At 36.8% G+C, this 26,177-nt stretch carries 29 protein-coding genes and 1 other RNA gene; 5 read left to right on the forward strand and 25 right to left on the reverse strand.

Annotation, left to right across the window (positions count from 1 at the left end; genetic code table 11):
- Positions 1-131: 131 nt before the first annotated feature.
- The 9 genes from ABC228_RS14880 to ABC228_RS14920 form a co-directional block, all read right to left on the reverse strand.
- On the reverse strand, positions 132-638 hold the full coding sequence (locus ABC228_RS14880) for a GNAT family N-acetyltransferase (protein ID WP_345825948.1): 507 nt from the start codon (positions 636-638) through the stop codon (positions 132-134).
- A gap of 68 nt (positions 639-706) precedes the next feature.
- Positions 707-1,561 (reverse strand): P-loop NTPase family protein, encoded by an 855-nt coding sequence (locus ABC228_RS14885; RefSeq protein WP_345825949.1) that lies wholly within the window; start codon positions 1,559-1,561, stop codon positions 707-709.
- 256 nt (positions 1,562-1,817) lie between these two features.
- Complete coding sequence (locus ABC228_RS14890; protein ID WP_345825950.1) at positions 1,818-2,411, reverse strand: YdeI/OmpD-associated family protein; 594 nt, start codon at positions 2,409-2,411, stop codon at positions 1,818-1,820.
- 36 nt (positions 2,412-2,447) lie between these two features.
- Complete coding sequence (locus ABC228_RS14895) at positions 2,448-3,095, reverse strand: hypothetical protein (RefSeq protein WP_345825951.1); 648 nt, start codon at positions 3,093-3,095, stop codon at positions 2,448-2,450.
- 144 nt (positions 3,096-3,239) lie between these two features.
- The gene (locus ABC228_RS14900) at positions 3,240-3,593 is read right to left on the reverse strand and encodes a hypothetical protein (protein ID WP_345825952.1); all 354 of its coding nucleotides are present in this window, start codon (positions 3,591-3,593) and stop codon (positions 3,240-3,242) included.
- Between the two features lie 31 nt (positions 3,594-3,624).
- Entirely contained in the window at positions 3,625-4,407 is a 783-nt protein-coding gene (locus tag ABC228_RS14905; protein WP_345825953.1) for a class I SAM-dependent methyltransferase, read from the reverse strand.
- Positions 4,408-4,430: 23 nt separating this feature from the next.
- Positions 4,431-4,826: a nuclear transport factor 2 family protein gene (locus ABC228_RS14910; RefSeq protein ID WP_345825954.1), complete on the reverse strand. Its 396-nt coding sequence runs from the start codon at positions 4,824-4,826 to the stop codon at positions 4,431-4,433.
- Positions 4,827-4,901: 75 nt separating this feature from the next.
- Positions 4,902-5,465, reverse strand: a complete 564-nt coding sequence (locus tag ABC228_RS14915; protein WP_345825955.1) for an LOG family protein — start codon at positions 5,463-5,465, stop codon at positions 4,902-4,904.
- A gap of 96 nt (positions 5,466-5,561) precedes the next feature.
- Positions 5,562-5,912: an antibiotic biosynthesis monooxygenase family protein gene (locus ABC228_RS14920; protein ID WP_427902235.1), complete on the reverse strand. Its 351-nt coding sequence runs from the start codon at positions 5,910-5,912 to the stop codon at positions 5,562-5,564.
- A gap of 188 nt (positions 5,913-6,100) precedes the next feature.
- Here ABC228_RS14920 and ABC228_RS14925 point away from each other — a divergent pair, with 188 nt between their 5' ends.
- Positions 6,101-6,223, forward strand: coding sequence for a hypothetical protein (locus tag ABC228_RS14925; RefSeq protein ID WP_345825957.1), 123 nt, complete (start codon positions 6,101-6,103; stop codon positions 6,221-6,223).
- Positions 6,224-6,276: 53 nt separating this feature from the next.
- Here the strand turns inward: ABC228_RS14925 and panD are convergent, their stop codons facing one another.
- From panD to ABC228_RS14945, 4 genes are read right to left on the reverse strand one after another with little or no spacing between them, the layout of a single operon-like run.
- Positions 6,277-6,669, reverse strand: coding sequence for an aspartate 1-decarboxylase (gene panD / locus ABC228_RS14930; protein ID WP_345825958.1), 393 nt, complete (start codon positions 6,667-6,669; stop codon positions 6,277-6,279).
- 3 nt (positions 6,670-6,672) lie between these two features.
- Complete coding sequence (gene panC, locus ABC228_RS14935) at positions 6,673-7,533, reverse strand: pantoate--beta-alanine ligase (protein ID WP_427902236.1); 861 nt, start codon at positions 7,531-7,533, stop codon at positions 6,673-6,675.
- Positions 7,496-8,365: a 3-methyl-2-oxobutanoate hydroxymethyltransferase gene (gene panB, locus ABC228_RS14940; RefSeq protein WP_345825959.1), complete on the reverse strand. Its 870-nt coding sequence runs from the start codon at positions 8,363-8,365 to the stop codon at positions 7,496-7,498. The genes panC and panB overlap by 38 nt, the downstream gene beginning before the upstream one ends.
- The gene (locus ABC228_RS14945; protein ID WP_345825960.1) at positions 8,362-9,207 is read right to left on the reverse strand and encodes a Rossmann-like and DUF2520 domain-containing protein; all 846 of its coding nucleotides are present in this window, start codon (positions 9,205-9,207) and stop codon (positions 8,362-8,364) included. Before ABC228_RS14945 ends, panB begins: the two co-directional genes overlap by 4 nt.
- A 111-nt stretch (positions 9,208-9,318) precedes the next feature.
- On the opposite strand from ABC228_RS14945, the gene ABC228_RS14950 reads away from it, so the two are divergent.
- Both ABC228_RS14950 and ABC228_RS14955 read left to right on the forward strand, forming a co-directional pair.
- Positions 9,319-9,921 carry a TetR/AcrR family transcriptional regulator gene (locus ABC228_RS14950; protein ID WP_345825961.1) on the forward strand — a complete coding sequence of 201 codons (603 nt, stop codon included), beginning with the start codon at positions 9,319-9,321 and terminating at the stop codon, positions 9,919-9,921.
- Between the two features lie 220 nt (positions 9,922-10,141).
- Positions 10,142-10,708 carry a CBO0543 family protein gene (locus ABC228_RS14955; protein WP_345825962.1) on the forward strand — a complete coding sequence of 189 codons (567 nt, stop codon included), beginning with the start codon at positions 10,142-10,144 and terminating at the stop codon, positions 10,706-10,708.
- Positions 10,709-10,775: 67 nt separating this feature from the next.
- Here the strand turns inward: ABC228_RS14955 and nadR are convergent, their stop codons facing one another.
- The 11 genes from nadR to secG form a co-directional block, all read right to left on the reverse strand.
- Entirely contained in the window at positions 10,776-11,798 is a 1,023-nt protein-coding gene (gene nadR / locus ABC228_RS14960; RefSeq protein ID WP_345825963.1) for a multifunctional transcriptional regulator/nicotinamide-nucleotide adenylyltransferase/ribosylnicotinamide kinase NadR, read from the reverse strand.
- Complete coding sequence (gene pnuC, locus ABC228_RS14965; RefSeq protein WP_345825964.1) at positions 11,799-12,494, reverse strand: nicotinamide riboside transporter PnuC; 696 nt, start codon at positions 12,492-12,494, stop codon at positions 11,799-11,801. It abuts the gene before it with no gap.
- Between the two features lie 19 nt (positions 12,495-12,513).
- Positions 12,514-13,281 carry an NUDIX domain-containing protein gene (locus tag ABC228_RS14970; protein ID WP_345825965.1) on the reverse strand — a complete coding sequence of 256 codons (768 nt, stop codon included), beginning with the start codon at positions 13,279-13,281 and terminating at the stop codon, positions 12,514-12,516.
- A gap of 244 nt (positions 13,282-13,525) precedes the next feature.
- A complete protein-coding gene (gene hpaB / locus ABC228_RS14975) occupies positions 13,526-14,965 on the reverse strand; it encodes a 4-hydroxyphenylacetate 3-monooxygenase, oxygenase component (protein WP_345825966.1) in 1,440 nt (479 codons plus the stop codon).
- Positions 14,966-15,184: 219 nt separating this feature from the next.
- Positions 15,185-15,547: a transfer-messenger RNA gene (ssrA, locus tag ABC228_RS14980) on the reverse strand.
- Positions 15,548-15,704: 157 nt separating this feature from the next.
- Complete coding sequence (locus tag ABC228_RS14985; RefSeq protein WP_345826019.1) at positions 15,705-17,360, reverse strand: M20/M25/M40 family metallo-hydrolase; 1,656 nt, start codon at positions 17,358-17,360, stop codon at positions 15,705-15,707.
- Between the two features lie 127 nt (positions 17,361-17,487).
- Positions 17,488-17,955, reverse strand: coding sequence for an SsrA-binding protein SmpB (gene smpB / locus ABC228_RS14990; protein WP_345825967.1), 468 nt, complete (start codon positions 17,953-17,955; stop codon positions 17,488-17,490).
- A 110-nt stretch (positions 17,956-18,065) separates the two neighbouring features.
- A complete protein-coding gene (gene zupT / locus ABC228_RS14995; protein ID WP_345825968.1) occupies positions 18,066-18,872 on the reverse strand; it encodes a zinc transporter ZupT in 807 nt (268 codons plus the stop codon).
- Positions 18,873-19,079: 207 nt separating this feature from the next.
- Positions 19,080-21,353: a ribonuclease R gene (gene rnr / locus ABC228_RS15000; protein WP_427902237.1), complete on the reverse strand. Its 2,274-nt coding sequence runs from the start codon at positions 21,351-21,353 to the stop codon at positions 19,080-19,082.
- A gap of 49 nt (positions 21,354-21,402) precedes the next feature.
- On the reverse strand, positions 21,403-22,149 hold the full coding sequence (locus tag ABC228_RS15005; protein WP_345825970.1) for an alpha/beta hydrolase: 747 nt from the start codon (positions 22,147-22,149) through the stop codon (positions 21,403-21,405).
- A 109-nt stretch (positions 22,150-22,258) separates the two neighbouring features.
- Positions 22,259-22,492, reverse strand: coding sequence for a preprotein translocase subunit SecG (gene secG, locus ABC228_RS15010; protein WP_345825971.1), 234 nt, complete (start codon positions 22,490-22,492; stop codon positions 22,259-22,261).
- A gap of 191 nt (positions 22,493-22,683) precedes the next feature.
- Here secG and ABC228_RS15015 point away from each other — a divergent pair, with 191 nt between their 5' ends.
- Together ABC228_RS15015 and ptsP are read left to right on the forward strand one after the other, a co-directional pair.
- Positions 22,684-23,601: an alpha/beta hydrolase gene (locus ABC228_RS15015; RefSeq protein ID WP_345825972.1), complete on the forward strand. Its 918-nt coding sequence runs from the start codon at positions 22,684-22,686 to the stop codon at positions 23,599-23,601.
- A gap of 130 nt (positions 23,602-23,731) precedes the next feature.
- Positions 23,732-25,444, forward strand: coding sequence for a phosphoenolpyruvate--protein phosphotransferase (gene ptsP, locus ABC228_RS15020; RefSeq protein ID WP_345825973.1), 1,713 nt, complete (start codon positions 23,732-23,734; stop codon positions 25,442-25,444).
- Between the two features lie 98 nt (positions 25,445-25,542).
- On the opposite strand, the gene ABC228_RS15025 is transcribed toward ptsP, so the two are convergent.
- Positions 25,543-26,121, reverse strand: coding sequence for a nitroreductase family protein (locus tag ABC228_RS15025; protein ID WP_345825974.1), 579 nt, complete (start codon positions 26,119-26,121; stop codon positions 25,543-25,545).
- Positions 26,122-26,177: the final 56 nt, after the last annotated feature.

Below are 26,177 nucleotides of genomic sequence, written 5' to 3' on the forward strand. Positions count from 1 at the left end.
AATTTGAATATTATTGGACCCTATTTCGGGATAGACATCTTAGACTATTGCTATTACTTGATTAATTGTGTAAGAAATTGGTATCAACTTTAAAAGGACAAACCCTAATCGGTCAATGTACTATCTCGAGGTTATAATTCTAGTTTATACTGTTTTAATTCCTCTGTATCATTCGGGAGGGTTTTATAGCCGTCGAATTCCATACCGAGTTTCTCCAGAAGTCTAGAGGAAGAATGATTATCCTTGGTGGTAATAGCAACAATGCGTTGCAAACCGATTTCCTTAGCAAACGCTACTGTCTGTCTCGCTGCCTCAAACGCATAGCCCTTTGATTGATAGTCAGCGAGAAAAGCAAATCCAATATCCACATCCTCAAGTCCGTCACGATTTATCAATCCACACAAGCCAATTGGAATATGATTATCCTTCAGCTCCGTCAGGAATAAACCAAAACCTTCCTGCTTATACATGGCTCGCGGTCCACTTTCTATATAGGCTACAGCATCATCCAATGAATGAATCCCTTTGTCGCCGATATAATTGATCCAACTGGGTTCATTTAATAACTTTAAAATAAATTCGGCATCTCTGACTTCAACCCAGCGTAAATTTAGCCTCTCTGTTTCCATCACGAACATGTGCACGACACTCCTTCTCAGGGATCTTCGAAATATATAAGACTATACTTGTATATAACTTTACTAAACTAACAATCTAGTACTTTAAATAAACTCAACTTTTCCTTTAGCATTAACTTATATGTTTCCATGTCATATGTCGAGTTATTTATCGTTGTCTTTGAAATCGTTAACAAATCAACTATTTCTCTTTCAATTGTTCTCCTAGCCTCTAACACCTTAATTGTTCCATCTAAGCCTCTATAGTCATTCATTTTTCCAAACCCTTGATTGGTATAGTACTCGATAAAGCCATCTGACCAACTTTTTGGCCTATCCTTAACTGCCTTTCTAAAAGAAAACTCCAGATCATCCTGTTCAATATAAAATAAAACTGGGTTTAATTTTTCTATGATTCTCGCTAGTGCATGTACATAATTGACAACCTTCTCTTTTTGCTCGCCATACTTAACCATTCCAATTGTGATTGGATTTTGTATGAAGCAGCATTCAAAGATATAGATTTTATTCTCTTTATTAGCTTTTTCCGTAAAATCTCTCCATCTATCCGTGATTAACTCAATGTTTTTCTCTAGTGGTAACTCATATATGTCATTCTTAACTATCGAATTTAGAAGATTGTCAGGAAATTGAGATCCATAATCATCTTTAATCTTGATATATGGTACGAAATAATTGTTCCCTTTCTTCACAGTTCGATCTTCAATGACAGCTTTAAAATCCCCACTATTTCTCAATAATCCCTCGAATTCATTCTTATTAAAACAAGATACCCCATCATAATCAGCAGGGTGATCTAAATTTCCTTCAAGGATTAGTTCAACATCCATATTGTGTTCGGTTAAACTATCATAGAGTAATTTTGCAGTGGTCGATTTCCCAAACCCCGGAAGTCCTTCTACTAGTATTAATTTTGTACTCAAATAATTTGCTCCTTCTTTTTATGAAATATAAGCGTTAATCTATCATTTTCCACTGCACTCACCCCCAACATTCATTGATTATGTAATTCTACGATTTATATAAAAATCCTTATTTTTAAAAAACTTACTAACAGATAGAGCTTCTGTTAGGAGAGATAACTATTTCCAAAAACGAATTATGAGTATAAAAGCGTAATCAATCGCCATGATCACGCTACTAAATAGTTCTACACATTATATTTTCAATTAAAAAACATTAATCATTTAACCCTTTTCCATCAAGGATTTTCTGTACATATTTTTCTACTCTGGATTCCCGGGTTTTAGATTGTTTGGCTTTTGAAACATAAAGTGTATATGCCCTTTGACGTCCTGGTGTCAAGGCCTCAAATGCAGATTTCAATTCAGGTAATTCATCGAATTTCCGTTGAAGTTCTTCAGGAATTACGATTTCTGTATTCTTCTTAAATTCCACTTCCAAGCCAGCTTTTTCAATCTCTATCGCTTCTCTGATATAACTTTTTAAGATTGTTTCTAATTCTTCTATTTGCTGAACATTGGTGAACCGAATTTGCCGTGCTGCTTGTACATTCTCCGTCTGTTGAATAAGTATCTTATGCGTATCCCTCAATAGAGCACCCTTGTGAAACAGAAGTGCACAATATTCTTTGAACCCATGAATTAATACGATGTTTTTATTCTGAAACGTATAACAGGGATGCTTCCACTTAAATTCCTCAGTCAGTTCACAGTCAAGCATGATTTTTCTCAACTTCACAAATTCTTCCCGCCACTTACTAGCTTTACTTAAGTATTCATCAACCTTAGAATTCAATCTACTGTCTGTCATGGAGAACCTCCTGGCAATCATCTATTAATTACATTATTATCCTTCAATTGTACTTTGAGCTCTATCCTGTATTAAAAGTATAGGTAGCGATTCATCATCACTAGATTTCCATAAAATCGATTCAATATGAATATTATTATTTATTCGAGGTAATTCCACTATTATTTCTTCAGCAGTATCAAACATAATTTTAACTCTTTCATCGTCAAAATAAGCTGAGCTATTCTTAAAAACTTCATCAATTTCCTGTCCATACGCTTGGGTGTCAGGAAGAATACCCACGATAAATTCTGTCCTTCCAGTTTCTTCATTTTCCCATGTATCTGTAATCGTATAATACATGTTTTCAATTGAATAATTTTCGTTTAAATACCCTACTACATCAAAGTCTTCTTGATTATTAACGGAATCTTGATCGGTTGTATTGTCATCATGTTGTTCCCCTGTAGAATCTTCTGTAGCTGCGTTATGATTGGTATTTGTATTTGTACGATCCCCAGAACCATCTGTAGCCGAATTGTCCTGACTTTGATCAGAAGGTGAGGATTCTGTTCCCTCCACTTTTTCCCTTTCATTTGTGCTTGATGCTGTATCAGATGAACTAATTTTATCTTCTGAAGGAGAACAAGCTCCGATAGTTATCATTAATACCGTGAACAAAATGACTAAAATCGTATTTCTCAATGTCTGCGCCTCTTTCTCTCTAGAATCTAAATAATGACTAGATGCTTTACCAACACAATTCTAACATAATCTTCCAAACATCTTAAAAAGAATCCCCCTAAAAAAAGCGATCATCATGATGATCGCCTTTTATACACATCCACACTATAGTTGTATAGCAAATACTAGTATCGTTTCATAAATTAGAGAACTCCCTAAGATCCACATTGTTTCTAAACGAATAAAAGAACCCAATACACTTCGACGTTTCATTTCTGCCATTCTTTTCGCTACCTTAAGATTAATTGGTAAAAAGAATAAGGAGAAGAGTAATCCGCCTGAAACAGCAATGAAAAAGTGAATAATTACTAAATTTGTCGTTAAGTTAGCTATTGAACTCCCAATAATAAATATTGGAAAACCAGTCCAAATAAAAAACGTTAACACAGCTAGAAAAGCTGCCATAATTAGTAACATAAAGTTCTTCTTTAAAACAAATAAATAGCTTTGGAGATACAATTTTTTCAATCCTCCAACTGATCATTCTCTCTCAATCTATCTGTACCTTTATAGCTCTAGTAGCAATAAAGGTTTTAATATATTTATCTATAATCCTTGTTCCACCAAAATCATCTTCATAAAAACCAGTAATAACTAGACCCGCATCAATCTGACCATGAATTTGATCCTCTAATGTGTGTGCATATTCAATCGTTTGATTGGACTGGATGTAATCTTGAACCGCTTCCTCAGCCAAATAATCTAGGGTTGATGAGGGGATGGAATGTTTAACATCAAGAATACCTTTTCGTTCTTGGTTATCATCAAAAATCCATAATAAAGGGTTGGTAAAACCAGCTATTAGAATACCTCGATTCTTTAATACCCTCGATACCTCATTCCATACAGGCTGAACATCTTTTACAAACAAATTCGAAACAGGGTTAACGACAATGTCAAAATATTCATCCTCAAAGATACGAAGGTCTGCCATATCACCTTGTACTGTCTTTAATGTTAATCCATCACGATTAGCCACCAATTCATCTTGCTCCAATTGCTTTTTCGATATGTCTGTTACCGTTACATCTGCACCTGCTGCTGCCAACACTGGTGCTTGCTGACCGCCACCTGAAGCTAAGCAAAGAATCTTTAACCCTTCTAAGGATTTTGGAAACCAATTCCTTGGCACTGATTTTTCAGTTGTAACAGTGATTTCCCATTCACCTGATTTACTCATTTCAATGACTTCACTACTAACAGATTTCGTGTATCTAGATCCCTCTTCAACCTTCTGATCCCATGCATTACTGTTTTGTTGTGTGGTATCCACTGATTTCTCCTCCTGATTAGCTATTAAAATATCCCATTCTCATTCGGTGAATCAACTGGTAAAGGCTGACCTACATCCCATAATTCAATAATTTGATTCTCTTGAAAACGAAAGATATGGATGACGACTGCTCCTAGGTCCTCTCGGTTTTGTTTTACATGTGAATGAACTGCAACATGGTCATTCTCTTCGATAGCACGCTTTACCTCAAAGACCTTGTTAGGGTTGTCGGCAGCATTCTCTTCCATTGCTTTCATTAGCGAATCTGCATCCCCACGGAAGTATGGATTGTGGTGGGAAAAATTAGGAGCTACAAACCTCGAATACGCTTCTTGAACCTTTCCGGTTGCGACTAGTTGTAGAAAAGTTACTGCTATTTCTTTTTTTGACATCGTATTATTTTGTTGGTTGGGATTCATCTGAAAACATCCTTTCATCCTATCAAAAATAATTTACCGTATTAATTCTTACCAAACTTTTTGGTTTGGCGCTAATCACCATTTATGTATGTATTCACCTTTGTGATTCATAAGCTTTGTTACTAATGCTTTTGATTCCTCATCTATAACAATTAAATCCTTGTACTCCGACTTAACAAACCCTTGTTCAATCATATGGTCAAAAAGCGATAATATTGGTGAGTAGTAATGGTTAATATTAAGTAATGCACAAGGTTTATTATGATAACCTAGCTGAGCCCAGGTAAATACCTCAAACCATTCTTCTAACGTACCAGTACCACCAGGTAATGCAACAAATCCATCAGCATAGTCAGCCATTAACGCCTTTCGTTCATGCATACCTTTCACAACATAAAGCTCAGATAGTGTTTCATGTGCTATTTCAACGTTTTTTAGTTTCTCTGGTATAACACCGATTACTTTTCCGCCTGCTTCCATTACGGCATCAGCAACTGCTCCCATACAACCAACTGTTGCTCCTCCATATACAAGGTCTAATCCATTATCAACCAATACTTTCCCAAGATTTTTAGCTTCTTCCATATAGATTGGGTCAATCCCTTTACTTGAACCACAAAAAACAGCAATTGTTTTCACATCTATCTCCCCCTACAAAAATACACAGTAAATTTTATAGCTTCATTTTCTCAAAAATTGCATAGCAACTTACCATAAACTAAAGCAATAACATGATTATTCTAAAGAATAATCCCTCTCAACCTTACAGACCCGAACTTTATAGTCCGAATACCACTCTTCTTTCCCTTTTTCTTGAGCTACTTGATGGGCTGAATTTTCTTTCCATTTTTTAATGTCCTCCAACGATTCCCAAAAGGATACCGTAATCCCTAAATCATTATCTCTTGCACTTTCAATCCCTAAAAACCCTTGTTGATTGGATGCCAAATCTACCATTGCTTGTGACATTTTTTCATATCCATTATCAGCTTTTGTTCTTTGAGAGGTAAATATAACTGCATAATACGGTGTTTGTAATTTTTTCTTATTACCGTTCACTAAATCCCCCCAATAAGTGGTTAACATTTATTTACATCATATACTTTCAAAATCTTCTTCTATTTATTTTATTTCACATCACACTAATACTAACATAATATTCCAACTGTTTTTCACAAAAATTACATATAAATGGCGATCATTTAGTTGACCGCCATTTATATGTAATATCCAGTTATGATAACACTTAACATTCCTTCAGGATTAATTTACTAATGGTTATGTGGTACACTGACGTGTATTCTAGAATGCTATATAAGTTAAAGAAACAGCTTGACCAATTCTTATTTTATACAGCAAATGCCCAAACAATAGATAAAGAGGGTGCTTTATCATAACACCCCCTTCTACATTTATCGTATTTCTTTGTTTTATGATGATTTTTGAATCGTCATGAAGAAATTACTGTGGATCCATGGTTAATATAATCAGTTGTTTCGGTTATTTGATTATTCTCCCCTAACAATACAACATTAGGCTTATGTGTTGCAGCCTCTTCTGCGGAAAGCTGCACATAGCTCATTATAATAATTTTGTCTTCAACCTGTACTAGTCGAGCAGCAGCACCGTTTAAACAAATCATACCGGAATCCCGTTCACCTTTAATAACATACGTTTCAAATCTACTACCATTGTTTATATTAACAATCTGTACCAATTCATATTCCAATATACCGGCAGCTTCCATCAACGCTTCATCAATTGTAATACTACCCACGTAATTAAGATTGGCCTGCGTCACAGTTGCACGGTGAAGTTTTCCCTTTAACATTGTTAATTGCATATTTTAATCCTCCAATATAATATTATCTATTAATCTTGTCTTTCCAATGAAAACAGCAACAGCACAAAGAGCTGCATTATCAATTTTTTCAATAGGTTGCATACTGTCAGGATCCACAACTTCCACATAATCGACACGTGCCAGTGCTTCCTGCGATATTCGAGCAAGTACGGCTGTTTTTATAGCATGAGTATCCCTTTCACGATTTTCAAACAGGCTCTTTCCTATATTAAGACCAGCTGAAAGGCAATGTGCGGCTGTTCTCTCCTCTTCATTTAAATATTTATTTCTGGAGCTGAGCGCCAGTCCGTCAGGTTCTCTGACGATAGGACAACCGATTATTTCAATCGGAAAGCTCAAATCTATCGTCATTCTGCGAATGATAGCAAGCTGCTGAGCATCTTTCTGACCAAAAAAAGCACGATCTGGCTGCACAATATTAAATAATTTTGTTACTACGGTACAAACACCGCGAAAATGCTCTGGTCTACTTGTGCCACAAAGCCCGTTGGTTAGTCCATCCATATTCACAAAAGAACTGAAACCATCCGGATATAGTTCGCTTACCTCTGGAAAGAAAATGAGCTGTGCACCATTTTCTAGGCATACTCCTTTATCATGATCAATATCCCGCGGATAACTAGCTAAATCCTCAGTTGGACCGAATTGCATCGGGTTCACAAAAATGCTAACAACGACCTTGTCGCATTCTTCAGCAGCTTGGCGAATCAAGCTTGCATGGCCTTCATGAAGAAAGCCCATTGTAGGGACAAAGCCAATGGTGAGATTAGCCGCTTTCCATCTTCGAACTTGTTCGCGCATTTCTTTAATCGTTGTTACGAGTTTCATGTTGTGCCTCCTCATAGCTACTCTTCACTTCATCCATGATGGCTTTATCAATCTTGTAAGTATGTTCCTTTGCAGGAAAGATTCCTGCTTGGATTTCTTGTATATAAGCTTGAAAGCTAGCTTTCATCATATCACCAATAGAACCATATTGCTTTACAAATTTCGGGGTTATATCATTATACATGGCGAGCATATCCTGATACACCAATACTTGCCCGTCACATCCAGCACCCGCCCCGATGCCGATTGTTGGGATGTTCAATAGTCCAGTCAACCATTCAGCAAGAGGAGCAGGTATACACTCGAGAACAACTGCTGAGGCACCTGCTTTCTCAACCGCTAATGCATCATCCACTAGCTTCTGGGCCGCTTCACGCTCACGTCCCTGGACTTTATATCCTCCTAGTGCATTCACTGATTGTGGGGTTAAGCCTAGATGCGCAATTACAGGTATCGATGCCCTGGTGATAGCCTGGATTTGCGCACATACTTCCTTACCGCCTTCCAATTTAACGGCGTGCGCACCACCCTCCTTGATAAGCCTACCAGCATTCACAACTGCATCCTCAACCGAAACCTGATAGGACATGAAAGGTAGATCAGCTACAACGAATGCATTTTTCGCCCCACGTGTAACCGCTTTCGTATGATGCAGCATATCATCCATTGTAACAGGAAGGGTACTGTCGTATCCCAGCATAACCATCCCAAGGGAATCTCCCACTAATAGACAATTTACACCTGCTTCATCCATCAGCTTTGCTGTCGAATAGTCATAAGCAGTAAGCATTGAAATCTTGTCACCATTTCGTTTCTGTTGTGCCAATGTTAAAATGGTATTCTTCATTTCATAAGTACCTCCTCAATTTTCGAATAACTTCTATCAGGATTCTTCGTCTTTGCTAATGACAGCAACTCCTGAGATAACAATAAATAAACATCTCGTGCTGCTCCTTGTAATTGGTTCATATGTAACATGACTGTTTTCTCATCACCTCGTTCAATTGGACCTGTTAATGAAGCAAGTAATCCTGTGTCTATTATATTTTGAGCATTGCCTATGAAGAGTGAACGCCATGCATGGTCGGAAAACTCTTCACTAAGACCACTTGACTGAAAAAGATCAGAACCGATTTTAGCTATAGCAGTTACCAGATTACTGCAAAAAACTGCAGCAGCATGATATTGGACCTTGCTATCTGCGCTAATCTGCTCAACAGGGTTCTTCAAAACAGATAGCAATTTAGGTAAGTGCTTTCCTCTTTGTGGACCTTCTAGGGTCAGATACACATTCTCCATATGCTGGTAGGACGATAGCCGGTCATGAATCGCACTAAGCGGGTGCAAAGAAAACCCTAACGCTCCAGTTGTTTCAATACCTTGGAAGACAGTTGATGAGAAAAGGCCACTACAATGACATATTTCTTTACCATCTAGTGGAAAGCTGCGCACAGAATTCCACACCTCCTGTAACAAGGAATCGGGAACTGTTAAGAAAAGCAAGTCACTAGTCCGGATAACCTCTTCAAGCGTTAGACTCTTAGACCCCGTAAAATCCGCAGCCTCTTTAGAACTGTTAATTGATTTACTGTAGTATCCAGATACCGGAATATGATAACTTGCAAAATACCGACCGAGTGTAAAACCCACTTTCCCTGCTCCTATAAAACCTATCTTTGGTATTGGCATCTTTTCACCTCACAGATATCTTGACTAAATGACACACGTGTCATATATTTATTAAAAAGATTTTACCACAAGATGACGCATATGTCATTAAGTTCTTTGGAGGTTGAATAGATGGCAAGGACACCGAACGTAGCACGTCGTCAAAATAAGAGAGAAGCAATTTTAGAAAGCGCTAGAAATGTTTTTTGCCGCAAAGGGTTCAATAATGTAACCATGAAGGACATCATTGAAGAATGCGGAATAAGTAGAGGTGGTATTTATTTATATTTCAAATCAGTGGATGATATTTTTATAGAAGTTGTTAACCAGCGGAACAGTCATAAATTTGAGGATATTCGGAAATCTGTCAAAGAAGGAGTATCTTTTCCGGAGTTACTAGATTCTTACTTTGTCACACAGAAGAATCGCCTGCTTCATATGGAAGAAAGCATGTTGCGCTCTATGTATGAATACTTCTTTACACATAAAAGTGCCGAGGACAGGAAATTTCAACAGGCCCAATTAGAGCATGTCAAGTCTACTATTATGGAGATTTTAACGCTTGGTGTTCATCAGGGTATCTTAAGGGATGAAAACATCAATTCACTCGCAGAGAATTTTATGTTTCTAATTGAGGGATTAAGTGTTCTCGCACTCATTGGCAGCCTAACAGAGGATCGTATCGATGCACAATTTTCACTGATTAAAGTAATGCTTCCTCTTAAATCGAAGTAACTATCCTAAGCTACAAGGCTACGTACATTTATTGGTATAAGAACAGTTATTTGTGTTATTTGTAATAAACCCTAGAGAAGAAAACTAGAGTTTATTGCACCAAATAAAAGAAATAGTTTCCTGTATTAGACTATAATCCCCGTTATTCAAAGAATATATAAGCCATCTATTGTTCATGATAACTGAATAAGGCAATGTTAGTATAAGGAGTTATCATATAGTGGCAGTTTATTTTTTAGTCGGCAATTCTGAATGGCAAGACATTATTCAATTACGTAGACAAATTAGAGATATGCTTATAGACTACTGGCATACATATAGTTTATTTTCTATTAATTGGTGGCTCCTTTTAACGTCTACTATTATCTTCTTTATAATATGGGTCATCATTCTTGATAAGAGGAGAATTATTGAAATAGCTTCGTTTGGTCTTATAATAGGGACTACCACTTTTATCATGGATATAATAGGTAATTCACTAGTTTTATGGTCTTATCCGGACAGAATAATACCGATGATAACTCCAATATTAGAAATTCATCATGCTCAACTACCAATTATTTATATGATAGTTTATCAATACTTTAGTACGTGGAAGTCATTCTTTATAGCACTATCTACCACTTCGTTTGTTTTCTCATTTATGTTAGAACCATTAACGATGTGGTTAGGGATTTATGAAATTTATCACTGGAAATACATCTATTCCTTTCCTATTTACATTTTAATTGGCTGTGTTTTTAGATTAATCCTCCTTAAGGTCAAACAGATTGAAAAAGCAGAATAAAGCTTCTGTAAAAATTCAAAAAAACAAGGCGATCAGTATCATTGATCACCTTGTTTAACTCTTCTCGTTACTTCTTCAATATTTCTTCTATTAGCTCTATAGCACCTTTAAGACGATTCTCATAATTACCCTTTAACATTTTATACTTAATATTGTGTTCGTCCAATAATGTCTTCAAATGAGTATTATTTTTTAGTCTTTCTTCTTCTGTTCCATGATTTCTTAAACCATCATTAACCCATTTCACATCTGGCTCAAGAAAAATCCATAGGTCATAATCTTGTAATTTTGCAATTTCATCTAGCACCTTTTGATGCTTATTATTGTATAAATTTGAATAAAATTGAGTCACGATAGCTTCCGTATCTAGAAACAATAGCTTGTTTGCCTTTTCTATTGCTTTAATCTCTTCCACCTTGTGACCATAGGCAATTTGCTGATAATCTTCTTCAATAATTATCCCTTCACAACCACCAAGTTCCTCGCAAACTGTCCTTCCATACTCAGCCACATAGCTTGTGTTATATATTTTCGCAAGATTTTTTACTAATGTTGATTTTCCGCAGCTTTCTGTTCCAACAACTACAACTCTCTTCACAAAGTAAGGCTTAACTATGTCAGGTATATAATCCCAATTACGAAAAACTCCTTCATTTCTAATTTTTGTAGCGGAAATAGAAACATGTTTGCGGTTAGAATCAATTAATATATGTTTAGAATCTGGATACAAATCTGCAAAAATACCTTCATAGGAAGGTTCTGAACTAAATATATAATCAATTGGTTTGCCAATTTTCTTTTTTATTAATTGACTCCCTTCCTTCCAATCATACTCACCATTTCTGTTGTTATCTTCTATTAAGATTACTTTTACATGTGGCATATCTTTAGTTAATTTAGATAGCCAGCGCACTCTAATATACTCGGGGACATATTTCATTTTGCTACCTACACATAATTCTTTGTCACGTTGTTGGCTATGAGATAAAACAATATACAATTCATCTACCATAGAGGAAGCATGGATAATAGCATAAACATGCCCAAGATGAAGTGGAAGGAATTTCCCACCAATAAAACCAACTGTCAATTATGCCACCTCCAGACTTTGTTTAATGTGCAGTTTTCTCCAATTGAAATAGCCATAAATACTATTTACTAGAAATGCTGACCACATTACAAGCATTGACAGATCATTTCCACCTTGAGAAATCAATGCGCTTACCCAAAGTAAAATAGAAAGAACATTTACTGATATCCACAGAAGCCATTGTTCGGCAAATCGTTTTAACATAAGAATCTGGGCCGATACAGATAGTACGTTTGTTGCTGAATCATTCCAAACATTGTTGCCACCTAAATATTTCAAGAAGTATCCATAGGCAACTGTCATTACTAAAACGATTAATAAAGTGTACAGCCAGCCAGCTTTTGTAAGACGTTTAATTCGAACATCTTCCCCTTTTACATCATGTACTGTTTTGTTTTTATTCCATAAATAAATTCCGATAAATTGTACCGGGAAATAAAATAGAGCGTTTAGCATTGCCTCTCCATAAAGTCCATAACCATAAGCAATATAAGCATATGTAGCTGTTTGGACAATACCGAAGTAGTAATTTGAAATTTTACCCTTTGCAACTAACACGACACATAACATTCCACTTATAGATGATATTAATCCAATCAAGGAGTCCGACCATGCAAAGAAAAGATAGATGTTAATCAATGTAAATGCTAGTAACCATAACTTTTCAAAAAGTGTCCAATCTTTAAAAATTGCCATACAATCTCCTCCTATACTACTAACCTTTAAGCTTATTACTATATACAGATGTTATTGGCTGAAAATCATTAAACCGGTAAAGCTGAGCTGGAGTTTTAGAATAGCGATTTGACTTTTTGAGCTTTCCATTTTCTGTTACAGCCTCAAGAAAAGGCAGTGTAGGCGCTTTTCTGAAGAAGGCAGCATCTGCTTTTATCGATGGGTCATCCAAAACTGTTAATAACACGCCTTGAAGCTCCGATAATACAAATTCTTTAGGTAAAAAGTGTTTGGCAAGAGTGGTTAAGGCCATGTCCTTTTTGATGAACCAAATTGCGTCATCAATAATTTGTCGATGGTCAAAAGCAAGATTAAGTTCAAGAGCATCTTCAATTGTAAATAGCTGAATATCGGAAGCATGCTTAGTAGTTTTACGACTCTTAAGGAACTCTTCATTCGCAATTACATAATGAGCATTTGACAATATCCAGCCTCTTTCATCTCGACCAGGTGAATCATAGACTCCAAAATGCTTAATCCGCAATCCGCTAACTCCAGTTTCTTCATAAAGCTTTCGCTCAGCAGCTTGGATAGCTGTTTCACTCGAACGAACAAATCCACCAGGTAATGCCCATTTTCCAGCTTCTATGTTTAATTTTCCTTCATGGTCACGATCACTTCGTTTTATTAACATAATTTTTAAATTTTTCTTCAGGGGTTTATACTGCCCGTTACTCTCTGAGGTTATCGTAAAAACTGCTATATCACTTGTATAACCATCAGGTGTAATAAATTTGTTTGAAACCATTTTAACCACCTCTTTTAATTAACAAAATGTTAATTGTTAATTAAAGTGTATTGTATTAATTATTTCTAGTCAAGCAAATTTTGGAAAAACATTTTTTAACGCAGAAAAATACACGACCATCAATACGTATGGTCGTGCAATTTTTTTCAACCTGCTATAATTCATTTTAAAGTCCAATTATTGTTCGCCAATTATTTATTGAAAGTATTCAGTAGTTTTTTACCTGCCAAACTACATGATACGATTAATCTTGCTCCAAGAATTCTTTTACCAGATTAATGGAACTCTCTCTTTTATAATCTGTATATAACTGATTCGCAAGTCGAACAGGATCCCCAAAAAAGAATCTTTCATATAATTGTTGTCTTGAACCAAAAGCACTCATAGACAAATCCCATGCTAAACGAAACAATTTAACCTTGTCATACCCATCCTGATTTGCAGATTGTAAATGCTTTTTTAAGTCATCACCTATGTCTGCTTGAAAGTCCTGTTCATTCGGAATAGCTACTAACCCACTTGCACTCATTAGCTGGATAATTTCCATTAATCGAGGATAGATTTTTGGATAATAATTAACTGCAGCTAGCAATGGGTTAGGATCTGGCATCATGCTTCCCCATTGATTAATTTTGGCATTTTTTTCAGACTGGTATAGAAACCCCTTCATTGTCTCTAAGGCAATCGCTACCTCTGAAAATTTTTCTTTTATATGCTGGTATTCACTAATATTAATGCTTTTAATAATTAACTCAATTGTCCCCAGAATAAACTCTGTTTTAATTACATTTTTAGAAACAACTTGATGTGCTATATGCTCAAAAAAATGGCTTTGCGTATATAAAAGGCTATTTACCACCAGATTACCATGCAAAAATACTCGTTCCCATGGAACAAGTACATCATCAAAAAGAACCACGGCATCCATTTCATCGTATCTAGAGCCGAGTGGGTGATCATAATGAGAATCCTTATAGGCAAAGGATTCACGACAGATAAATGTTAACCCAGGAGTATCACATGGAATAGCAAAGGCATAAGCAAAAGCATCATCGTTTGCATTTGAACCGATTGGATAAACAAGAATCTCATCCGTCATTCCCGCTTGTGTTGCTAAAATTCGTGATCCATTAATAATAATTCCTTCTTCTGTTTCTTTTATCATTCGTGCCGCTATGTTCTCACTAGCTACGCCCTTTTTAGAACGGTCGTTTTGAGGCTTTACAAAGACATGAGTTAAGGATAAGTCATTTTCTCTGATGTACTCATAATAGTTTCTCATGTTTTCTGCACATTGGTCATCTTCGACACTAAAAAGGTCAGAAGCCGCATTTAAGACCATTAAGATAGTATTCATATAATCAGGAGATCTTCCCATCATTCCTGCATGAGCCTTTGCCCATTCCTGAATCATGAGCCTTCTTTTCTCTAAATCTTCCTTTGTCTTCGGATCTAGAAAGGAGGTACCGATAAGATTTCCTGACTTTGGAGATTCAAAAGTCATCAAATCTTTTAGTTCTTGCTTGTGCTGAAGGTCATATAGCTTAGCTTGGCTAGCCATTACTCCCTTAAAAGCTGGATGTTCTGAAATATTTCCCGTTATACGGTTTCCATCTATCCAAATATTTGTATTTCGTTTATTGATTCGATCAATGTATTGCTTCCCAGTTGAAATACCCATCATAACATTCTCCTTTTACGAGAAAATTTCTATAAATTATAGGTATGACCATAAGCTAAATGGGTGCCTTTTCTTCTTTCATTTTTAACAAATAAATGAAATTAATTTGTTTCTCCTTGGAAATCTAAGTAAATAATATTCAATAAAAAAAGACATAAGCTTTCATTTTTGAAAACTTATGCCTTAATCGGATAAAAATAAAAAAACCACCAACATATGTATTGGTGGAGACGGTGGGAATCGAACCCACGTCCAAAGGTATCGGCACTCAGGCTTCTACACGTGTAGTTGGTATATTATCCTTCGCTATCTCTTCAGCGTACCAACACGCTTCCGAGTAGCTAGTCTGATTAATTTCAACGCTCATCCTCAGACTGCGGATGACCGTATAGCCCGCTTAAGTTGAGACCCTTCAATCCACTCCACGGGCGAGAGTGGGAAGGATCCTTTAGCTAGTGCTTACGCAGCTGCTAAAGAAAGATTGTTTTGTTTGCCAGTTATATTTAGGCGAATAACGTTTTACGAGTCGTAACCTCGACGCGCAACCTGAGCTCGACCTACCCCTGTCGAATCCGTAACGTCCCCATAAAAGGAAAACGCTCGGGAATATATCGAGCACTTATTAGATTTAATTGTTTATCGCTTATCTGCGACATGTTTTATTATAACATATCACCATACATTTTCAAGGTCTCTTCTATGGGATGTTTTCCCAAAGACACAAGCGTTTTCCAATTAATACTTAATTTGAGTCAAGTATATGTTCAATTACAAGCTTGGTCAGGTTTGGTACAGTCTCCATCGAATAATCTATTTCGACTCGTTCAAGCTTTTTATGTGCGTCCATTCCATACGGACCAATATTAATTACGGGAACATCAATTTCACGAATCGCATCATAATCCACGTAATGCTTTGTACCCCATCCTGGATTATTTGTCTTCACTGCTTCAATTGCTTCTTCATCATCACTTATTGCCAAAAAGCTCATATCGGATATATATGGGAAAAAGTTCTTTACGACAATGGGATGTTCATAGGAATCCTTCATTCTTATGACCGCTTCTTGAAGAGCGTCATCTAAACGTCGTTCTTTTTCTGTTTTGCCAGTTAGTTGAACACGCGGATAATATAAGGATGAATAGAACAAGATAATAGCTGGATTTTTATCCTCCATCCATTTCCAAGCTTCTTCAACAACCTTTATGGCATACATCCGTGTATCAAGTGAATTATCATGCAATAAATCTTGTTTAAATGACTTCATGGATTCGATATAGTCATCACCATGTGCTTTTACTAACATATGATTCATTTCTTCAAAGGTATAAACACGCGGATTCCAAGGAACCCCTGTATAAGAATCACCTGTTAACTTGCAATATTCCTTGTAGCTATTAGCCAATGAATCCAGTGCACGCTGAAATGCGATGTCTGCTTGCTCCTTTAAAATAGAAAGTGCTTCTTTTGGTGTCCAGGAATGAAGAAAAAAATTGTAATACACAAATGCCCCTAAAGCTGTTTGTACAGTGTAAGTAGTTTTTAAATCGGATTGCTTTAACGCGACAGGCGGCAGTGTGTATTCTCCATATGCTTCATTACAGAGCGCAGGATTATAGCTTATTTGCTTCGTTAGTTCAGCAGCAAGATAGTTTGGATCGATTCCTTCAAATGCCGCTCCTACATGCGTTTCCGCTCCTGCAATATAAAAAGTAGGGAGTAGCTTTCCAACTGTTCCTTTATAAATATAACGATTTGGATCCCCTTCGTAAAGTGGTGCAACAAAATCTGAATTAATCGATCCGACATAATCAAACTGATGCTCCTGCTTCCACCTTTTTAATGTGGTCAATGCGGAAAGAACCCCGTGAGATCCGTCTTCTTCATCACACTCAGCAACGAGCACAAGATTACCATCCAATTGATCTGGATGATTGGAAAAGTAATTCAATAGAAATAAATTACTCGCAAGCCCGCTTTTCATATCTAAAGCTCCACGACCAAATAACCATTTATCAGGGTTTAGATGATTTTGGGCTGACTTCGGAATTTCTTCAGACTTCAATAATTCCATCCACTCATCTGGAAGAAATGCATACTCTTCTAATTGATTAAAATCATCTACTCCTACCGTATCCATATGACCGAGCATAATAACGGTTCGATTACTTGTACCTTTCGTACCTTTTACAAAGGCTAGTACATTATAGCGTTCCCTCTCATCATCCTCTGTTTGTTCAATAACGACATGGTTAGGATTCTCTTGAAAATATGGATAAGAAGAGATCAGTGTATATAGCGAATGAGCAAGTACGCTTTCCCCTTCTGTATTAACAATGCTTCGAATCGTTATTAACTGCTTCGTAAGGTTCAAAACATCATCCCGGCAATTCAGCATAAATGAATTTTCCATTAGACATTCTCCTTTTTTAGAATAGAATATAACCCTCTTACACATAGTTTACATATTCAGGGGATAAATCAAATCCACCAGCTAAGGTATCGCTTAACTGATGGAATTTTGATTAACGATTATAATCTTTGATAGCACGGTCAATATCCCGCTTCATCTGCTTCTTCTTTAAATCCTCACGTTTGTCGAATTTCTTTTTCCCTTTACCAAGTCCAATTAACACCTTAGCAAACCCATTTTTAATATAAATCTTCAATGGTACAAGCGCATATCCCTCTTGCTGGGTTAAGCCAATCAATGTATCTATTTGCTTACGGTGTAGCAGCAACTTTCTTGATCTTGTTGGATCGTGATTAAAGCGATTCCCTTGCTCATATTCAGAAATGTGCAAGTTAATCAGTTGAACTTCACCACGTCTGTCAATTCTTGCATGTGAATCCTTTAAATTGACACGCCCAGCTCGAAGCGATTTAATCTCTGTTCCTTGTAAAACAATACCTGCTTCATATGTATCTTCTATAAAATAGTCATGTGACGCTTTTTTATTTTGTGCAATAACTTTACCTTCACCTTTAGGCATCTCTAGCCCTCCTACAACTTCCGTGACCTCAATTTTAACAAATTTCGAATGGTTATTCCAATGAGAAATGTAAAAGTGGAACTCCGAAAAGGAATCCCACTACTGAAATACTACAACAATAATAAACTTAAAGCCATTAATGCCATCCCACTGATTAAACCATAGATGGAAACGTGGGCCTCATCATACTTTTTCGCAGCTGGAAGCAGCTCATCTAAGGATATGAATACCATTATCCCCGCTACACTAGCAAAGATTATTCCAAACATTATATCCGATAAAAACGGCATCAGAATAAGAAACGCCACAATTGCTCCAATTGGTTCTGCAAGTCCCGATAAGAAGGAAAATTTAAAGGCTCTCTTTTTATCATTTGTAGCAAAATAAATCGGAACGGAAACGGCAATCCCCTCAGGTATGTTATGGATTGCAATAGCAACTGCTATGGCAAAACCTAATGCTGGATCTTCAATGGCAGAAATAAATGTCGCAATTCCCTCTGGAAAGTTGTGAATGCCAATTGCAAGAGCCGTAAACACTCCCATTTTTAATAGCTCTGGGTTTTTAGAATCTAACCCATTGGTTTTCATATCTTCTACTTTTTTCAGTTCGTGCGGATTCGATTTAGAAGGAACAAACCGATCAATTAATGCGATTAACAGCATACCAGCGAAGAAGGAACTAACGGTTAGCCATTGTCCTCCTTCTTTCCCTAACTCTGCTACCAATGAATCCTGCGCTTTTACAAAAATCTCAATCATTGACACATAAATCATCACACCAGCAGAAAAACCTAGTGCAAACGATAAAAATTTCGTGTTGGTTGTTTTAGCAAAAAATGCTAACAAACTTCCAATTCCGGTTGCTAAACCAGCAAATAATGTGAATAGGAATGCAACTATCACATCATGTGACATTTCCTTCTCCCTTTCTATGTTGTGCTACCTAATTTGTTTTTCCTAAAGGAAACTTTTTTAGTTATAGATATATACTATTCGATAACCCAAAAATGTGCAATAAAAATATTTTAAAAATTATGATGGTTACACTATCGATAAAAAATAGACTAACTCTGTTCAACAACGAGACAGAATTAGTCTATGCAGCTAGCACAACTACTGCGCTTACTTTCTTTTACGAGTCTTTGGTTTTTTAGACTTCGAACCAGGCTTATTTGACTTTGGTGCGGGCTTATTAGAATTACCACGAGCCCCTTTATTATTTTCCTTATTTGGCTTTGGTTTGCCAGGTTTCCCTTGCTTTCCTCCACCAATGATTTCAAAGTCAATAGCATGCTCATCCATGTTAACCCCAGTAACACGAACCTTGACTTCTTGCCCAATACGGTATACTTTACCGGTTCGTTCTCCAATCATTGCATAATGACGCTCATCAAAATGATAGTAATCATCGGTTAAAAAGCTAACATGAACTAGCCCTTCAATGGTGTTCTCCAATTCAACAAATAGCCCGAAGCTTGTCACAGAGCTAATGACACCTGTGAATTCCTCACCAATACGGTCCTGCATATATTCTGCCTTTTTTAAATCATCTGTATCACGTTCTGCATCTACAGCAGTCCGTTCTTGTTCAGATGAATGCCTTGCAATCTCCGGTAATTTTTCCTTCCATGCACCAATAGTTTTTGCATCCAGACTTTTTTCAATCAAATACGTACGGATTAAACGGTGGACAATTAAATCTGGATATCGCCTGATTGGTGATGTGAAGTGAGTATAGAATTCTGTTGCAAGCCCAAAGTGGCCAATACCTTGTGGATCATATTTTGCCTGCTTCATCGAACGTAGCATTAGCTTCGAGATAATCATTTCCTCCGGCTTACCTTCTGCATCCTCCAAAACGGTCTGCAAACTTTGCGGATGTATTTCGTTCGAAGTCCCCTTCACTTTATAGCCTAATCCAGCTAAAAATTCAAAGAAATGCTGCAGCTTACTTTGATCTGGGTCCTCGTGAATACGGTGGATAAATGGCACATCCATCCAATGGAAATGCTCTGCTACCGTCTCATTAGCCGCAAGCATAAATTCCTCAATTAATCGTTCTGCTACAGAACGTTCGCGAATCACTACATCTGTTGCTTTTCCGTTATCGTCCACAAGAACCTTAGCTTCTTTAAAATCAAAGTCTATTGCCCCTCGTCCCATCCGCTTTGAACGTAAAATGGATGCGAGTTTCTCCATTTCTTCAAACATCGGTACTAATGGCTCGTATTTTTCACGTAGGGCTTCATCCTTCTCAACTAAAATCCGATTTACATCATGATAAGTCATTCGTTCTGTTGTCTTGATTACACTTTGGAATATTTCATGATTAACAACTTTTCCAGTAGCGTCTATTTCCATTTCACAGCTCAAGGTTAATCGGTCTACCTTAGGATTTAACGAACAGATCCCATTTGATAATCGATGTGGAATCATTGGAATTACTCGGTCTACTAGGTATACACTGGTTCCCCGTTCTAATGCTTCCTTATCAATTGGTGAACCTTCTGTTACATAATAACTAACATCTGCAATATAAACTCCTAGCTTATAGTTACCATTATCCAGCTTTTTCACCGTCACCGCATCATCAAGGTCTTTTGCGTCAGCACCATCTATCGTTACGATTACTTCATCTCGCAAATCTCTTCTATTTTCTATTTCTGATTCCGCAATTGTATCTGGCGTACTCATAGCTTGATCTAATACCTCAGAGGGAAAATCCATCTTGATTCCATGTTTATAAATAATGGAAATAATATCGATACCAGGATCATTTTTATGTCCTAAGATTTGCGTAATTTCGCCTTCAGCACTCATTCTATTCTCAGGATACTTCGTAATCTTGGCAATAACCTTATGCCCACTAACTGCACCATTTATTTTTCCCTTTGGTATGAAGATATCATTAGGAATTCGTTTATCATCTGCTACAACAAACCCAAACGCCTTATTGTCCTCAAAGGTTCCAACTACTTCTGTAATCGAGCGCTCAAGGATTCTAATTACCGTTCCTTCTGGTCGACTACCAGCAGCATCTCGCTTTTCAATTCGAACAAGCACTTTATCATTATTCATAGCTGAAGCTAAATCGGAATGATGGATATACACATCTGTTTCATTCTCATCATCTGGTATAAGAAACGCAAATCCCTTTGCGTGCATTTGAATCTTTCCTCGAATTAAGTTCATTTTTTCAGGTAAGCCGAAACGATTCTTTCTCGTTCGAACTAGTTCACCATTATGCTCCATTTCATTTAACGCTTTAATTAATTCTTTAAATTCTACTACATCGGTAATTTCTAATATTTCCTCTAGCTCATCAACTGCTAATGGTTTTGAATCATATGTCTTAAAAAACTCTCTTACCTTATCAATCATTACTTCACTCATGATTACACCTTCTTTCTCTTTTTCTAATACTTGACCGAGTATTGTTATAATATTATTTTTCCCAATCTAATGATTCTAAAAACGCATAAATGTCTTCGTGAAGCTGTTCTTTTTCTTTATCTAAGGTAATAACATGGCCAGACTCTTCATACCATTTTATATCTTTACGATCCGATTCCACATTATCATAAATATATGTAGCACTCTCTGTATTGATCATTTTATCCAATCTAGCTTGCACAACCATTGTTGGTGTGTAGATGGTATCTATATTTTGTTTTACCGTTTTAATGAGTTTCCCTAGTTCTGTAAACATTGGAGTTGAATTTTCCATTAGCGCTGTAACTTCTTCTGTAATGGTTTCGTCATCTTTTCCTTCTAATTGCTTGTATTCCTTCGAAAAGACTTGAAAGCCGGATGTCAGCTGCTTTTCATTATCAAAGAACATTGGCGCACACATCGGGATAACTGCTTTAATATTTTCAGAATACGATAGCTTTAACCCAAGAACACCACCAAGAGATAAGCCAGCTACTGCAATTTCATCGTATCCTAAATCTTTTAAATGCAAAAAGGCATGCTGAACATCTTCCCACCACTCATCTGGTCTTGTGTTAATTAATTCTTCTGGTGGTGCCCCATGTCCGCGATAGATTGGTGCATGAGATGTATACCCCTTTTTCTCAAGGAAACGGCCTAACATTCTAACATCTGCTGAATGACCAGTAAAACCATGTAATAACAGAACCGCCCGAGGACCAGCTTCAAACGTAAACGGTTTTGGTTGAATGACTCTCATCTATTAAAACTCCTTTTCCTACTATATACTGTACCCTTTATACACTAAACTACACAAAAATCACAATAAAAAACCCTTACCACTAGTTTGTGATAAGGGCTATTCTAGACTATTGTAATACATATGCACTAAGGAAAGTTAAGACAAAGAAGAGGACACCTGTTACGATTGTTGCTCGGTGTAAAACTAAATCAATCCCTCTAGCTTTTTGTTTCCCAAATAATTGCTCAGCGCCACCGGAGATAGCTCCTGATAAGCCGGCACTCTTACCGCTTTGTAATAGAACTAAAATTATCATAATGATTGCATCAAGCACTAGTAGTACGTTTACAAAACTAGCCATGTTTCCATGACACCTCCTGAACATATACAGACAAATAACTATTCATACTGTAGCATAATTTCGAATACTTTATCAAGCTATTTTTCGAAAAACTCTATTATCCGATAGATTTATTCAACTTCATTCGCATTTTAAACCGCTTTCGACTATGATAAAAGTATAAATAGATAGATGTTTGGAGCGTGAAATAAGTGAAGACAACCTTTTGGATGGAATCAAAAGATAATGTACAAATCTATGTTGAAAAATGGTATGACAAAGATAAGCAGCCAAAAGCAGTTATTCAGTTAGCCCACGGAATGGTGGAGCATTTTCAGCGTTATCATCATTTTGCCCAGTATTTACTAGAGCATGATATCTTTATTTACGGAAACGATCATCGTGGCCATGGGAAGACAGGTGAAAAACAAGGGATAATGGGGTATCTATCAGACAAGGATGGATTTCAAAAAACAACAGATGATCTATTTGCAATTACACAACATATTAAACAAGACTATCCAAATACGCCTGTTTTCTTGCTTGGACATAGTATGGGATCTTTTCTTGCGAGACACTATATACAAGAGCATAGTGAAGCCATTGAAGGCGTTATTTTGTCTGGGACTGGATTTTATCCAAAAGCAACTACAATTTTCGGAAAAGCACTAGCAGCAAGACTCTCTCCAAGAAAGAAATCACCACTAATGAACAAGCTTGCATTTGGTGCATTTAATCGGAAAATAACAAACCCTCACACACGATTTGATTGGATATCTAGAGACAAACAAATCGTAGAGGCATATCTACAAGACCGATTCTCAGGCTATATACCAACGGCAAGATTTTTCTATGACCTTATGTCTGGAATACAATCGATACATAATCAAAAGCAGAATCAGAATATCCGAAAAGATTTACCCATGCTTTTCATTAGTGGTGACGCAGATCCTGTAGGGAATTACGGAAAAGGCGTCTGGAAAACTACTTCCTTATATAAGAATGTTGGTATTGAAAAGATTACAACGACATTATACGAAGGAGCTCGCCACGAAGTATTAAATGAAATCAATAAGGAAGAAGTCTATCAGTTTGTAGAAAAGTGGATTTCACAGCATTTACCATCATAATTTTCATTAAAACGTTTTCAATGTGAACAATTTGTATCATAGAGTAGAATTGCTTGAATCCATTAGTGTTAACGGGTAACATAGTATAGTAATAAAAGATTATATATTATTGAAGGGTTGGTACTATCGTATGACAAACATCCAAGGAATCGCGGCATCTTCTGGAATTGCAATTGCAAAGGCTTACCAGCTTGTTACGCCAGACTTAACATATACGAACAAACAGGTGGAAGATACAGCGAAAGAAGTAGAGCGATTAGAGCAAGCACTTGAGATTTCCAAACAAGAATTAGAGAAAATTAAAGCACATACGCTTAAGGAATTAGGAGCAGAGCATGCAGAAATCTTTTCCGCTCACTTATTAGTTCTTGGTGATCCTGAACTCGTTAATCCGATTAAGGACAAAATCCAAAACGAAAATACAATGGCCGAAGCTGCACTAGAAGAAACTGCTAATATGTTTATTCAAATGTTCGAAAGCATGGATAACGAATACATGAGAGAACGTGCTGCAGACATTCGTGACGTTACGAAGCGTGTATTAGCACATTTACTTGGCGTTTCCTTTCCAAATCCTGCACTAATTGATGAAGAGGTTATTGTCATTGCAAGTGACTTAACACCATCTGATACTGCACAGTTAAATCGTCAATTTGTAAAAGGATTTGCTACCGACATTGGTGGAAGAACTTCTCACTCTGCCATTATGGCAAGATCACTTGAAATCCCAGCAGTTGTTGGTACAAAAGAAGTTACCAAAACTGTTTCTAAAGGTGACCTTGTGATCATCGATGGTATTGATGGAAATGTTCTTATTAATCCATCAGATGAAGAAGTTAAGAAGTATGAAGAAAAACAAGCGAACTTCGCAAAGCAACAAGCGCTTTGGGCAGAGCTAAAGGACGAGCCTACGTTCTCTTCTGATGGTGAGCAAGTAGAGCTTGTGGCTAATATTGGTACTCCTGATGATGTAGCTGGTGTTATCAATAATGGTGGTGAAGGAGTTGGACTTTACCGTACAGAATTCTTATATATGGGTAAAAACGAACTTCCATCTGAAGATGAGCAATACGAGGCATATAAATCTGTATTAGAACAAATGGGCGATAAGCCTGTTGTTGTTCGTACCCTTGATGTTGGTGGAGATAAAGAGCTACCATATCTTGATCTACCAAAGGAATTGAATCCATTCTTAGGATTTAGAGCAATTCGTTTCTGCCTTGAAAATGAGCATGTATTCCGTCCGCAACTACGTGCGTTACTTCGTGCAAGTGTTTACGGAAACCTAAAAATTATGTTCCCAATGATTGCGACACTAGAAGAGTTCCGCAAGGCAAAAGAAATCTTACTGGAAGAAAAAGATAACTTAAGAAACGAAGGACATAAAGTATCTGATAATATAGAAGTTGGTATCATGGTTGAAATTCCGTCAACTGCCGTAATCGCAAAACAATTTGCAAAAGAAGTTGATTTCTTCAGTATTGGTACAAACGATTTAATTCAATATACGATGGCTGCTGACCGTATGAATGAGCAAGTGTCCTACTTATATCAACCATACCACCCAGCTATCTTAAGCTTAGTGAATAACGTAATTGAAGCTGCACATAGTGAAGGAAAATGGGCTGGAATGTGTGGAGAAATGGCTGGTGACCCTATTGCTATTCCAATTTTACTTGGATTAGGACTCGATGAATTCAGCATGAGTGCTACGTCAATTCTACCAGCACGTACACAGCTTAAAGGAATCTCGAAAAAGGAAATGGCATCTTATAAAGAGAAACTACTTTCTATGTCAACAGCTGAAGAAGTTGAAGCATTTGTAAAGGAAAAAACAGAATAACAGATAAAAGGCTGAGACCCGTCTAGGATCTCAGCCTTTTTGTTATAAATGACTTATATAAGATAGCTTATCATTCTTACAAGCTAAACACTTACTAATTACTTGATTATCTCCAGCTTTTCGTCTATTGGTGTTCTTCCCTTTGCAGAAGGTATTTTTTTAGGATAACCAATCTGCATAACCGCTGCAATCTTTTTATCCTCCGGATCTAAACCAATATCCTTGTAAAAGGTAGAATCATGCATATAAGGAGTAATCGTCCATAGCATCCCTACGCCATATTCCCAAGCAGCCAGCTGACAATTCTGAACGAAGGCACACACTGCAGCGTATTCTTCTTCATAGCGAACAGGGTCTTCCTCTCTTTCAAAGTAAATAACCGCATGGTGTGGAATAGCAAGAAGAAATGATCGCATCGAATCCATCATTTTTACTGTTTTCGGTTCTTGATTGTTTGGGATCATTCCAATACGTTGATAGCTTTTCATAATCGCATCGATTAATAAATCCTTCCCCTCACCTTGATAAAGCTTAATTTCCCAAGGCTCCTTCATATAATGAGAGGGTGCATAGCTTCCATATGTAAAGATTTCTTTCAATATATCGATTTCAACTTCTTTTTCATGAAATGAATGGATGCTTCTACGTGCCTTAATCGTATCTAACAAAGTAATCATCCCCAACCTTTTTCTGCTTTATCCCATTATAACAAGAAAAAAGAGTGCTGAATATT

The sequence above is a fragment of the Ornithinibacillus xuwenensis genome (assembly GCF_039614845.1).
Lineage (GTDB): Bacteria > Bacillota > Bacilli > Bacillales > Amphibacillaceae > Ornithinibacillus > Ornithinibacillus xuwenensis.